Source organism: Aliarcobacter vitoriensis, from assembly GCF_048320235.1.
Lineage (GTDB): Bacteria > Campylobacterota > Campylobacteria > Campylobacterales > Arcobacteraceae > Aliarcobacter > Aliarcobacter vitoriensis.
In genome coordinates this window covers 1,214,443-1,226,540 of the sequence record NZ_CP182882.1, presented here as the reverse complement: position 1 = coordinate 1,226,540, position 12,098 = coordinate 1,214,443, and the positions used below count along the sequence as shown (strand labels likewise).

Genomic DNA, 12,098 nt, shown 5'->3' with positions numbered 1-12,098 from the left:
AATGAAAGCAGATGTAATAGTTGGAATTCAATGGGGAGATGAAGGAAAAGGTAAGATAGTTGATATGTTAGCACAAAAGTATGATATGGTTTGTAGAAGCCAAGGTGGTCATAATGCTGGTCATACTATTTGGGTTGATGGTGTAAGATATGCACTACAACTTATTCCTTCAGGAATTTTAAATCCAAAAGCTATAAATATTATTGGAAATGGAGTTGTGGTATCTCCAGAAAATATATTAAAAGAGATGAGTCAATTTGATAACTTAAAAGGACGACTATATATATCTGATAAAGCACATTTAAATTTACCATTTCATGCTCTAATTGATCAAGCAAAAGAGAGACTTAAAGGTGATAGAGCTATTGGTACTACTGGAAAAGGAATTGGACCAACTTATGCTGAAAAGATAAGTAGAAGTGGCTTTAGAGCGGGAGAACTTTTAAATCCAGCTAAACTTTGTGATGATATTTTAGATTATTTTGCACAAAATAAAGCTATCTTTGATGTATTAGAGATAAAAACTCCACAAAAAAGTGACCTATTAAAGGAGTTAGAATCTTATAGTAATAATTTAGCACCATATATTACAAACACAACGAATATGGTTTGGAAAGCACTTGAAGAAAATAAAAGAGTATTACTAGAAGGTGCTCAAGGAACACTTTTAGATATAGACCATGGAACTTATCCTTATGTGACAAGTTCAAGTACAGTTAGTGCTGGTGCTTGTACAGGCTTAGGACTTAATCCAAAAGATATTGGAGAAGTAATTGGTATAGTAAAAGCATATTGTACAAGAGTAGGAAATGGTCCTTTCCCTACAGAAGATTTTACTCAAGATGGAGTAAAAATTGGAGAAGTTGGAAAAGAGTTTGGAACAGTAACAGGAAGAAAACGAAGATGTGGTTGGTTTGATGCAGTTGCAGTGAGATATGCAAGTAGATTAAATGGGTGTGATAAATTAGCACTTATGAAACTAGATGTTTTAGATGGTTTTTCTAAGATAAAAGTTTGTGTAGCTTATGAGTTTAATGGAAAAAGAATAGATTATATGCCATCAGATATGGAAAATGTAACAGCAATTTATGAAGAAATTGATGGTTGGGATAGTGTAGTTGGGATAAGAGATTATGATTCTCTTCCAGCAAATGCAAAAAAATATATAGAAAAAATAGAAGAAATAACTTCTGTAAAAGTTGGAATAGTTTCAACTTCTCCAGAAAGAGCAGACACAATTATAAGAGGATAATACTATGAGATTAAGATTACATCACACGCCTTATGTAGCAAGAAGAATCACAAGAGATTTACTAACTTGTGATTTTGTAGAAGTAAGAAAAGAAAAAAATAGTATTGAAGCTGAAATCGAAAGAATTTTAGATGAAGATATAGAAAAAGAACAAGCTTTAGATGAAAAGGTTCAAGAGATTTTAGATTCTCAAGAAGAAGAAATAGAGTATTTAAATGCGGATAGACGGCAACTTTTTTGGATGACTAAAAAAAGACTTGCAAATGATTTTGGAGTAATCTTAAACAATGAAGATAGATTTTCTGATATTTCTCACAAAATATTAGATTATCTATGGGAGGAGGACTATATACACTTTAGATGTTCAGATAACCAAATTAAAAATGTGATATTTGGTTCTTTGGACGATTTTATAAAAGGATTTGAAAAAGCGGACAGTGAGGTTTTAGCAAAGCTTAGAAACTATAAAAGAAAACTAATTCCTGGTACAGAAGATTATGATTTGGTATATCATAGACTTTATGAAGAAGAGTTAATAAAAAGAGGATTAATTTAATGCAAAAAGTATATATTTATTTAGAAAATGGAATATTTTTAGAGGCAAAATCTTTTGGTGCAGATACAACTGCAATTGGAAAATTAGTTTACAATAATGCAACTTTTGGACATCAAGAAATAGTTACAGATCCATCAAATGCAGGTTTATTTATCAATTTCACACCTGTTGAGGTAGGAAATGTTGGTGCAAATAGTGTTGATTTTGAAAGTTCAAAGTCTCATGCAATAGGAATACTTGTAAGAACTTATCATGATGAATATTCAAGTTATAGAGCAGAACAAAGTTTGAGTAACTTTTTAAAAGAACAAGGTGTTATGGGTATTTGTGATATTGATACAAGATTTTTAACTACAATTGTTAGAGAAGAAGGAAGTATGATGATGATTGCTTCAACATCAATTTCTAACAAAGATGAACTAGCAAAAAAATTAAGCGAAGCAAAAAAATATGATGAAATAGATTTTGTAAGCCAAAACTCTACAAAAGATATTTATATCCATAAATCTGGTGCTTGGAATCCTGATTTACAAGAGTACAATAAAGCTAGTATGAGTGATAAAAAAGTATTAGTTGTAGATTTAGGAACTAAAAAATCGTTTTTAAATGAACTTGTAGAAGCTGGGCTTGAAGTTGAAGTTGTTCCATACTCAATAAAAGCAAATGATATAATAGCTAGATTTAAATCAAATGAAATAGGAGGAGTTGCACTTAGTAGTGGAGCAGGAAATCCAAATATTTTAACTTCAATAGTAAGTGAAGTTAAGAAACTACTTGATGCAAATATTCCATTAATTGCTGTTGGACTAGGGCACTATTTAGTTGCATTAGCAAATGGTACAAAAGTAGAAAAAATCAAATCTATCAAATATGGAAGTCATCCTGTAAAAGGTGAAAAAACTGTTGAAATATATGGTATAAATAGTGATTATAAAATAGATGATAGTATAAAAAATCTAGCAGATGTAACTTATACAAAAGTATTTGATAATAGTTTAGTAGCTTTAAAATATAAAAATAAAGATATTTTAAGTAGCGAATTTACTCCAGTTTCAAACTCTCCAATTTATAAAGAGTTTGCAAATTCTGTAAAATAAACTGAGGATTAAACCTCAGTTAAATATATGGTTCATATATTAAAATAAAAACTTCTCTATTAATTGCCAACTTCCAGCCGTACAAATACCAGCAAAGATTCCTGCAACTACATCATCTCCCATTACACCTAATCCACCTTTTACATCTCTATCAATTTTTCCTATAATTGATGGTTTATATATATCAAAAAGTCGAAAGAAAATAAAAGCAAGAGGAGCCAATACTAATACATTTTCACTATTGATTCCACAAATACTTAATGCTATCCACATTCCAGCTAGTTCATCTATTACTATTTCACTACCATCGTGAATACCAACTTCTTCTTCATATATATTTATTTGTTTTATAGCAACTACTGTTATTAGCAATGAAAGTAAAAATAGAGTTGAAGTATGTAGAAATTCTAGTAAAAAAAGCCCTAAAATAAGAGCCACAAAACTTCCAACAGTTCCAGGTGCTTTTGGGCTAAGACCACTATATCCAACTGTTAAGAAAAATCTTCTAATATTCATTTTTACTTCTTTTTATCTATTTCAAGTTTTTTTCTCTTTTCCCAAAGAGATTTTCTTGATATCCCTAATCTTTTTGACAATTCTGTATCTGGATATCTATTTTGGTAAGTGGTTACCATCATTTTTACATAATCGTTGATTGACATTATTTGTGTGTTATCAAGAGTTTTATTATCGTTGTTAAAAGTGATTTTCTTATACATAAAAGGTTCATTACTTTCAAGAGTACATATAACACAATTTTTATCTTCTATTTGTTTTAAAAGTTGTTCTTTTATATTTTTCTTTAAAGAGTGATAATCTGTAAGATATATGATAGACTTATCATTTACTGCCAATAATTGTTTTTGCCAAGAAGAAGAGTTTAATGAAATAAATTTTATAGGTAAATCAAGCTTATTTGATATCTCAAATACAAGTTTATCTGCATAAGTTTGGAAATTTGTTTCGATCATTAAAGGAAAAGATAAAGGTAACAGTACATCACTTGTATCAATATTATTCATTGTAAAATTAAAATAATCTCTTAAAACTTGAAGCTCTCTTCTCATACTTCTACAATCTTTATAGTGATATATCTTTCTTAAAAGTTCATCCATTAAAAATGGTTTCATCATATAATCTTTTGCACCATCTTTTATAGGGTTTGTTACAGTTTCATCTGAAATATAAGATACTAAAAGAAGTATAATAGAATTAGCAGCATATCTTTTTATAATACCTTTTGTAACTTCACTAGGAAGTGAAGTTGATAATAAAACAATATCATAATCTTTTGTAAGATTCTCAATATTTACTTGTTCAACATAATCACAACTGTGTCCATCATCAAGTAGCCTAGATACTATCTTTTGTGCTAGATAAATTTCATTTTCAATAATTAATATATTCATTTTTGTGTCCAATCATAATATTTTAGTGTAGCAATACTTTGTACAGCAACTCCTTCTGCACGACCAATAAATCCTAATTTCTCAGCAGTTGTTGCTTTTACATTTATGAACTGTTTTTCAAGTTTTAAAAGTTTTGCCATAGAAGATTTTATTTCTATTTTAAATGGATTTATTTTTGGTTTTTGAGCGATTATTGTTAAATCTATATTTACAATCTCATACCCAACATTGTAAATAAAATTTACAATATTCTCTAACAATATTTTTGAGTCAATATTTTTATATTTTTCATCAGTGTCAGGAAAAAACTCTCCAATATCTCCTCCTCCAATAGCACCTAAAAGAGCATCTATTACAGAATGTATTAGTACATCACCATCACTATGAGCTTTAAACCCATATTCATAAGGAAGTTTTATTCCACCTAAAAACATCTCTTTGTTTTCTTCAAAAGCATGGATATCAAAACCAGTTCCTGTAAAAAAATTGTTTGAAGGTTTTTTTAAACAAGGGATTTGCTCTATTTCATTACCAAAAGTTATTTTTTTACTTTCAATATTACCTTTTATATAGAATATTTTTTCACTAATAGCTTTTATAGCACTACTTTCATCTGTAAAATCTCTAGGTGTATCAAGGGCTTTATTTAGTACTTGTGTATTTGAAAGTTGAGGAGTTTGTATAAGTTTTACTTTGTCACGATTTATAGTATTTTCTTCAAAAATAACAGTATCACTTACATCTAAAATAGGAACGATACAAGATGCTTTATCTTTATTCTCTAGTAGGTTTAAAACGATGTCTTTATTTACACAAGCTCTAGCAACATCGCTAATCATTACATATTTTGTATCAACTTTTTTTAAAGCATTTTTGATTGAGTTTTGTCTAGTGTCTCCACCTTCAACAAAAGTGTAGCAATCGCTAAAATTTTTCATATAGTTTAGTTCATCTTTATGAGATACAACAATTGTTTTAGAAAATTTTGAGTAAGAACTTAATCTTTTTGTAACATTTAGCCACAATGGTTCATTACCAACTCTTAACCACTGCTTTTTACACATTTTTTCAAATCTTGTGGAATTTCCAGCACATAAAACTACTAAAGTAACATCTAACAATACCATTCCTTTGAGTAAAAAAGTTACAGATTCTAACTAAATGTTACTTATAGAAGAGTTAAATTGTCTTATTAATAATATTTTTTATTTCATCAATCGAAGCTAAAAAAATATCTATATCAAAATCAAATAAAGCTAAATCTTCTAAAGCTTTGTGTATATTTTTATCGCATAATGGGTCTCTTAAATTACAAATTTGGTTTATTACATTTAGAATCACAGCTTTCAATCTAAACTCTTCTGGGCAGTTTAATAAATCTTGTACAAATAAAATAGGAAGTATTATTTTATAGCTTAAATCCCATTGTTTTAATATATTTGCAGTTATTCTTCCTGTTTTATAACCAGTAAATTTTTCTTCACTTTGCGATAAATCATCACTATTTGAAATATCATTTAAAAATTTTTCTGTTAGTTTATTTTCACTAACTGCTAAAGATATTATAGGCTTTGAAATATTTTGTAAAAAAGTTAAAAGTAAAAGTTCATTTTTTAAAGATTTATCAATTTTCCCTATCCAAATATCTGTAATTCTCATTGCTAAAACATTTGAATATAAAAAATCATCTATTGTAACAGCATAAGAAAATAAATTTAAATTTATGCTTTTTGTAATTGACAAGGCTGTTGCCAAAGTCGTAACAAATTCTAAATTTGTAATAGCTATAAAATTTGTAATATTTTGTGGTTTTGTACCAAAATCAAAAATATTAAAATTCATAATTTTTAGAATATCTTGATGAATATTTTTATCTTTTTTTATAAGCATTACTAGATGTTTAGAATTTTTATTTTTAGATTTTCTAAAACTATCAAGTTCAATAATAATATCTGGAAGTTTTTGAAGATTATTTATATATTTTGTTAAATTTTTTATCATCTTAAATTAGAATCCCTGAATATGAATTGTTAAATATTATATGCAATTGTAACTTATAGTTTAAAAACTATACTTTTAAACATTGTTTATGATAGAATACTTTTTTTATTGCGGGGGGACGCTATTTAGCGTTGAGAAGGTTAAAACCTGACCCTTTGAACCTGTTGGTTAACACCAGAGTAGGAAGCGATTTTAAAATTAAATTTAATAAACTTGATAATAAATTTAATATAAAAGGGTGCTTTCTTTAAGAAAGTACCCTTTTTTTTACTCAAAAATCCAGCTAACAATAAAAAAACATAACAATCAAAAAGGATTTAACAATGAAAGATAGTAATGTTTTTGCAGAGATGATGGTTCATATTTCTCTTTGCACTCATCAAGAGGCTAAAAATGTTTTGATTATTGGAACAGTTGATGAAGCTATAAAACAAGAAGCAAATAAACACTCTAAAATTTCAAATATTGAGTATGGGGATTTAGATTTTGTATTTACAAAAGAAGATAAATCAGTTGATGCTATCATTTTTACAGATGTAAAACTTGATTTAAAAAGTTTAGCAAATATTTCAAGAGTATTGAAAAATGATGCACTTATTACTTTTTCTACAAAAGCATTTTCAAAAGATAAAGATAGATTAATTTCAGATTTAAAACTTGTAGGAGAGAAATTTTGGATAGCTATGCCATTTAGATTTGGTCATAATACTTCAATAATAGCATCTAAAAAATATCATCCAACAGCTGATATAAACTTACAAAGAGCAGATTTATTGGATAATTTAGAGTATTACTCTTCTGAAATTCATATGGCATCTTTTGTTTTCCCTGCAAAGGAACACAAAGAATTAACTGGTATAGCAAAAAGATAAAGGAAAAGATATGAGAACTTGGTTAGATAATAACAAAAATGATAAAGTACGAACACAAATGTACTATGCAAAACAGGGAATTATAACTCCAGATATGGAATATGTTGCAAAAGTTGAAAAGCTTGAACCAGAACTTGTAAGAGCTGAAATTGCTCGTGGAAGACTTATAATTCCAGCAAATGTTAATCATAAACATTTAACTCCTATGGCTATTGGAATGGCATCATCTTGTAAGATAAATGCAAATATTGGAAGCTCAGCATTGGCAAGTGATGTAAGTAAAGAAATTGAGAAAGTTGATGTTTGTTTGAAATATGGTGCAGATACTATTATGGATTTAAGTACGGGTGGTGATTTAGATATGATAAGAAGAGCTGTAATCGAACACTCGACAGTTCCTATTGGTACTGTTCCTATGTATCAAATACTACATGATGTAAAAGATAAGATTGAAGATTTAACAATAGAGAAAATGCTTGAAGTTATAGAAAAACAAGCACAACAAGGTGTTTCATATTTTACAATTCATGCAGGATTTTTATTGGAATTTATGCCACATATTGCAAAAAGAAAAATGGGAATAGTAAGTCGAGGTGGAAGTTTAATGGCTGCTTGGATGATGCACTATCATAAAGAGAATCCATTTTATGAAGCTTTTGATGATATTTTAGATATTTGTAGAAAATATGACGTATCATTATCTTTAGGGGATAGTTTAAGACCTGGATGCTTAGCAGATGCTAGTGATGAAGCACAATTAAGAGAGTTAAAAGTTCTTGGAGAATTAACTTTAAGAGCTTGGGAAAAAGATGTTCAAGTTATGATTGAAGGTCCTGGACATGTTCCTTTAAATCAAATTGAAAGAAATATGAAATTAGAGCGAGAGTATTGCCACGAAGCTCCATTTTATATATTAGGGCCACTTACAACAGATATTGGTGCTGGATATGACCACATAAGTAGTGCAATAGGTGCTGCTGTTGGTGGATGGCATGGGGCAAGTATGCTTTGTTATGTTACTCCAAAAGAGCATTTAGGACTTCCTAATGCTGAAGATGTAAGAAATGGAATAATTGCATATAAAATTGCTGCTCATAGTGCTGATATTGCAAGAGGGCGAAAAGGTGCAAGAGATATAGATGATGAGATGAGTGATGCAAGATATGCTTTTGATTGGAACAAACAGTTTGAACTAGCACTTGATCCTGATAGAGCAAGAGAGTTCCATGATGAAACATTACCTCAAGATGTATTTAAAGAAGCAGAGTTTTGTTCTATGTGTGGTCCTAAGTTTTGTTCGTATAAAATTACACAGAAGATTGTAAAAACTCATGGAGAAGCAATAGATAATATGGCAGGATAATTTAAGACAAAAATTATCCTAATTAAAATATAATTCCTTGCTTCAAATAAAAAGGATTTAAAATGAGAATAGAAGATATTAAAAAAGCTTTAGAAAGTGTTAAATATCCTAACTTTTCAAAATCAATTGTTGAATTTGGATTTGTAAAGGATATTTTACTTGATGATAAAAATTGTACAATTTTGTTGGATATTACATCAACTGCAAAAGATGTTGAAGAAGAATTAAGAAAAGATATTTCAGCCTGTTTAAACTCTTTTGGTTTACATTTAACAATAAATTTTAATAAACCAAAAGAACAAACTCAACAAAGTAATAGTGTAAGTGGAAAAAATATTGCTCCACAGATTAAAAAAATTGTTATGGTGAGTTCTGGAAAAGGTGGAGTTGGAAAATCAACTACAACTGTAAATTTAGCAGTAGCTAGTGCTATGCAAGGTAAAAAAGTTGGTATTTTAGATGCTGATATTTATGGTCCAAATATACCTAGAATGATGGGTGTAAATGGGATGGAAGTTGAAGTTTTAGGGAATAAAGCAAAACCTTTGAATGCCTATGGTGTTGATGTTATGTCAATGGGTATTTTGATGAAAGAGGGAGAAGCTGTTATTTGGCGTGGAGCTATGATAATGAAAGCAATTCAGCAACTTTTAACAGATATTTTATGGGAAGAATTGGATATATTATTTATTGATATGCCTCCAGGAACAGGTGATGCTCAACTAACTTTAGCTCAAAGTGTCCCAGTAAGTGTTGGAATAAATGTAACAACTCCTCAACATGTTGCACTTGATGATAGTAGAAGAAGTTTAGATATGTTTCAAAAACTTCATATTCCTGTTGCTGGAATAGTTGAGAATATGAGTGGGTTTATTTGTCCAAATTGTAATACTGAAAGTGATATTTTTGGTATGGGAACTTGTGAAGATTTGGCAAAAGAGTACAATACTCAAGTTTTAGGAAATCTTCCTATAGAACCAGCTATTAGAAAAGGTGGAGATAGTGGAAAACCAATTGTTTATTTTGAACCAGAGTCAATTACAGCAAAAAGATATATGATAGCTGCAGATAAATTGATCTCTATTTTGGATAGCCAAGATGAGGTTTCAAATGCTGATATTCAACCAATTATGCCAGCAGGTGTTAGTGCTTGTTCAACTGAAGGACAAAAAATAAAAGCAGAACATGAAGCTAAAAAAAGTGGTGGATGTGGGACTGGATGTGGTTGTCACTAAAAATATTTTGAATAGGGATTCCTATTCAAAATTTAATTTATTAGTGAATAAACACCATTTTCGTCATGATTTTCCAATCCAGCTAGTGGTGGATTAAACACACAAATAAGCCTCATATCAACACTACCACCATATAAGTAGTGTTCATCGTTATTATTCAAAGCATACATAATTCCATCATAAATATCGTGTATAGTTCCTGTTTTCAAATCTTCAATTTTTCCATTTCCTCCTACACAATAAACAGCTTCAAGATGGTTTTTATAGTGAATGTGTGTTTTTGTATTTGCTTTTATGATTGTTTCATGAAAAGAAAACCCCATTTTATCATCTTTTAAAAGCATTCTTCTACTACACCATTGTCCATCTTTTGCATGTATTTCTTTTGAAGTACGAATAATGTTTTTTATATCTTTTACTATCATTTTAATACTCCTTATTTAATCTATTTGCTTTATCTTTTAGTAGTTTATCAAATGCCTTTTCAAATCTATTAAGACCTTCTATTAGTAAATCTTCACTTATTAAAAGTGGAGGTAAAAATTTTACAACTTGTCCTACTGAACCACAAGTTTCGATTATTAATTGTTCATTAAAACAATAACTTGATAATTCTCCAGCAATATTTGTATCATTTTTTATCTCAAAACCATAAGCTAATCCTCTGCCTCTTACATCTATTGTACAAATATCTCTATGTTTATTTGCTATTTCTTCAAGTTTTGTTTTCAAAATATTCTCTTTATATTTTACTGCATTTGATAAATCATCATTTTTCCAATAATGTTCTAAAGATACTTTTGAAGCAACAAAAGCTAGATTATTTCCTCTAAAAGTTCCTGTATGTTCTCCTGGTTTCCACTGGTCTAAATCAGGTTTGAATAAAAGTAAAGCCATAGGTAACCCTCCACCAATAGATTTTGATAAAGTAACCATATCTGGTTTAATTCCAGCAAATTCAAATGAAAAGAATTCTCCACTTCTTCCATTCCCAACTTGAATATCATCTATTATTAGTAAAATATCAAACTCTTTGCAAATAGAATCAAGTTCTTGTAACCACTCTTTTGAAGCGACATTTATACCACCTTCTCCTTGTATTGTCTCAAGTATAATAGCAGCTGGTAAATCAACACCACTACTACTATCTTCTATAAATTTTCTAAGATATTTTAATGTATTGAAATCTCCAAAATAGCCATCATAAGGCATAAAAGTAGCATTTGTTCTGCTAATATAACTCTCATCTCTATATTGATTATTTCCTGTTACTGCTAAACTTCCTTGGCTTAGTCCATGGTAACCATTTGTAAATGCAATAATATTACTTCTTTTTTTTACAAGACGTGCTAATTTTAATGCTGTTTCAACAGCATTTGTTCCAGTAGGTCCTGTAAATTGAAGTTTATATTCTAAATTTCTAGGGTTTAGTATAAGTTCATGAAAAGTTTGAATAAACTCTTTTTTTGCAGTTGTTGCCATATCAAGACCATGTACAATACCATCATTTTGTATATATTCTATCAAAGCTTGAGAAATATGTTCATTGTTATGTCCATAGTTTAATGTTCCTGCTCCTGCAAAAAAATCTATATATTCTATTCCTTGTTCGTCTGTTAAAATAGAACCTTTTGCTTTTTTAAATATTGTTGGAAAACTTCTTATATATCCACGAACCTCTGATTCAAAATTTTCAAATATTCTCATAATATCTCCTTTTTTATTGTAAATTGTACTTCATCTTCATGAAACTCACAAAAGTCATTTTGTGTAAATAGAGCTTTTTTTTCAAGTTTTGTATTAAAATATTGTGCAACTTTTTCAAAAACTTTTGTTGATGATGTATTTGATGGAGAAACAGTAGAAATTAAAAAATCTATTTCTCTTCTATCTATGATATCCTTTATCATACTAAAGGCAAGATTTTTACCTCTATATTGTTCATCAACAGCAACTTGCCAAATAAAAAGTGTTTTTGGGTCTTCTGGAAGATAATATCCTGATACAAAGCCTATAATTTTGTTGTTATATTCTAAAACACAACAACTTTCTTTAAAATGAGTAGTTTGAAGTAAGTATAAATACTCTGAGTTTAAGTCTAAAACTCTACATTCTTTTATGATATTTACTATATCTTTTGAGTCTTTCTTGACGGGTTTTCTGTAAATAAGATTGGTCAGCATTATTCTCCTTTAAATATTAAATTATGTAAAAATATTACATATAATATGTAAAATATTTACACAAAATGAGTAGTAATTTAACATAAAAATTTTAAATAAAACTTAACAATGCATACAATACATATTGAAT

Annotated in this window: 13 protein-coding genes and 1 riboswitch; of the genes, 6 read left to right on the top strand and 7 right to left on the bottom strand. The window is 28.8% G+C overall.

Annotated features, from left to right (window positions below):
• The first annotated feature begins 1 nt into the window (after window position 1).
• From ACNSOS_RS06205 to ACNSOS_RS06195, 3 genes are read left to right on the top strand one after another with little or no spacing between them, the layout of a single operon-like run.
• Complete coding sequence (locus ACNSOS_RS06205) at window positions 2-1,252, top strand: adenylosuccinate synthase (protein WP_113909333.1); 1,251 nt, start codon at window positions 2-4, stop codon at window positions 1,250-1,252.
• A gap of 4 nt (window positions 1,253-1,256) precedes the next feature.
• Window positions 1,257-1,808 (top strand): DUF507 family protein, encoded by a 552-nt coding sequence (locus tag ACNSOS_RS06200; RefSeq protein WP_113894832.1) that lies wholly within the window; start codon window positions 1,257-1,259, stop codon window positions 1,806-1,808.
• A complete protein-coding gene (locus ACNSOS_RS06195) occupies window positions 1,808-2,905 on the top strand; it encodes a carbamoyl phosphate synthase small subunit (protein WP_418184598.1) in 1,098 nt (365 codons plus the stop codon). Before ACNSOS_RS06200 ends, ACNSOS_RS06195 begins: the two co-directional genes overlap by 1 nt.
• A 39-nt stretch (window positions 2,906-2,944) precedes the next feature.
• On the opposite strand, the gene ACNSOS_RS06190 is transcribed toward ACNSOS_RS06195, so the two are convergent.
• Genes ACNSOS_RS06190 through ACNSOS_RS06175 form a run of 4 tightly spaced genes read right to left on the bottom strand, consistent with a single transcriptional unit; the run spans window position 2,945 to window position 6,315 of the window.
• Window positions 2,945-3,421 carry a phosphatidylglycerophosphatase A gene (locus tag ACNSOS_RS06190; protein WP_418184597.1) on the bottom strand — a complete coding sequence of 159 codons (477 nt, stop codon included), beginning with the start codon at window positions 3,419-3,421 and terminating at the stop codon, window positions 2,945-2,947.
• Between the two features lie 2 nt (window positions 3,422-3,423).
• Window positions 3,424-4,314, bottom strand: a complete 891-nt coding sequence (locus ACNSOS_RS06185) for a response regulator transcription factor (protein WP_113894824.1) — start codon at window positions 4,312-4,314, stop codon at window positions 3,424-3,426.
• Window positions 4,311-5,435: a bifunctional 2-C-methyl-D-erythritol 4-phosphate cytidylyltransferase/2-C-methyl-D-erythritol 2,4-cyclodiphosphate synthase gene (locus ACNSOS_RS06180; RefSeq protein WP_418184596.1), complete on the bottom strand. Its 1,125-nt coding sequence runs from the start codon at window positions 5,433-5,435 to the stop codon at window positions 4,311-4,313. Before ACNSOS_RS06180 ends, ACNSOS_RS06185 begins: the two co-directional genes overlap by 4 nt.
• 58 nt (window positions 5,436-5,493) lie before the next feature.
• Window positions 5,494-6,315: an HDOD domain-containing protein gene (locus tag ACNSOS_RS06175; RefSeq protein ID WP_418184595.1), complete on the bottom strand. Its 822-nt coding sequence runs from the start codon at window positions 6,313-6,315 to the stop codon at window positions 5,494-5,496.
• Window positions 6,316-6,417: 102 nt separating this feature from the next.
• Window positions 6,418-6,518, top strand: a riboswitch (TPP riboswitch).
• A gap of 120 nt (window positions 6,519-6,638) precedes the next feature.
• On the opposite strand from ACNSOS_RS06175, the gene ACNSOS_RS06170 reads away from it, so the two are divergent.
• The 3 genes from ACNSOS_RS06170 to ACNSOS_RS06160 all read left to right on the top strand — a co-directional run bounded on the left by ACNSOS_RS06170 (window position 6,639) and on the right by ACNSOS_RS06160 (window position 9,785).
• Window positions 6,639-7,187 (top strand): spermidine synthase, encoded by a 549-nt coding sequence (locus ACNSOS_RS06170; protein ID WP_418184594.1) that lies wholly within the window; start codon window positions 6,639-6,641, stop codon window positions 7,185-7,187.
• A gap of 10 nt (window positions 7,188-7,197) precedes the next feature.
• Window positions 7,198-8,550 (top strand): phosphomethylpyrimidine synthase ThiC, encoded by a 1,353-nt coding sequence (gene thiC / locus ACNSOS_RS06165; RefSeq protein WP_418184593.1) that lies wholly within the window; start codon window positions 7,198-7,200, stop codon window positions 8,548-8,550.
• 62 nt (window positions 8,551-8,612) lie between these two features.
• Entirely contained in the window at window positions 8,613-9,785 is a 1,173-nt protein-coding gene (locus ACNSOS_RS06160; protein ID WP_418184592.1) for a P-loop NTPase, read from the top strand.
• Between the two features lie 32 nt (window positions 9,786-9,817).
• Here the strand turns inward: ACNSOS_RS06160 and ACNSOS_RS06155 are convergent, their stop codons facing one another.
• Genes ACNSOS_RS06155 through ectA form a run of 3 tightly spaced genes read right to left on the bottom strand, consistent with a single transcriptional unit; the run spans window position 9,818 to window position 11,968 of the window.
• A complete protein-coding gene (locus ACNSOS_RS06155; protein ID WP_418184591.1) occupies window positions 9,818-10,210 on the bottom strand; it encodes an ectoine synthase in 393 nt (130 codons plus the stop codon).
• 1 nt (window position 10,211) lies between these two features.
• Window positions 10,212-11,492, bottom strand: a complete 1,281-nt coding sequence (gene ectB, locus ACNSOS_RS06150) for a diaminobutyrate--2-oxoglutarate transaminase (RefSeq protein ID WP_418184590.1) — start codon at window positions 11,490-11,492, stop codon at window positions 10,212-10,214.
• The gene (ectA, locus tag ACNSOS_RS06145; protein WP_418184589.1) at window positions 11,489-11,968 is read right to left on the bottom strand and encodes a diaminobutyrate acetyltransferase; all 480 of its coding nucleotides are present in this window, start codon (window positions 11,966-11,968) and stop codon (window positions 11,489-11,491) included. The genes ectB and ectA overlap by 4 nt, the downstream gene beginning before the upstream one ends.
• Window positions 11,969-12,098: the final 130 nt, after the last annotated feature.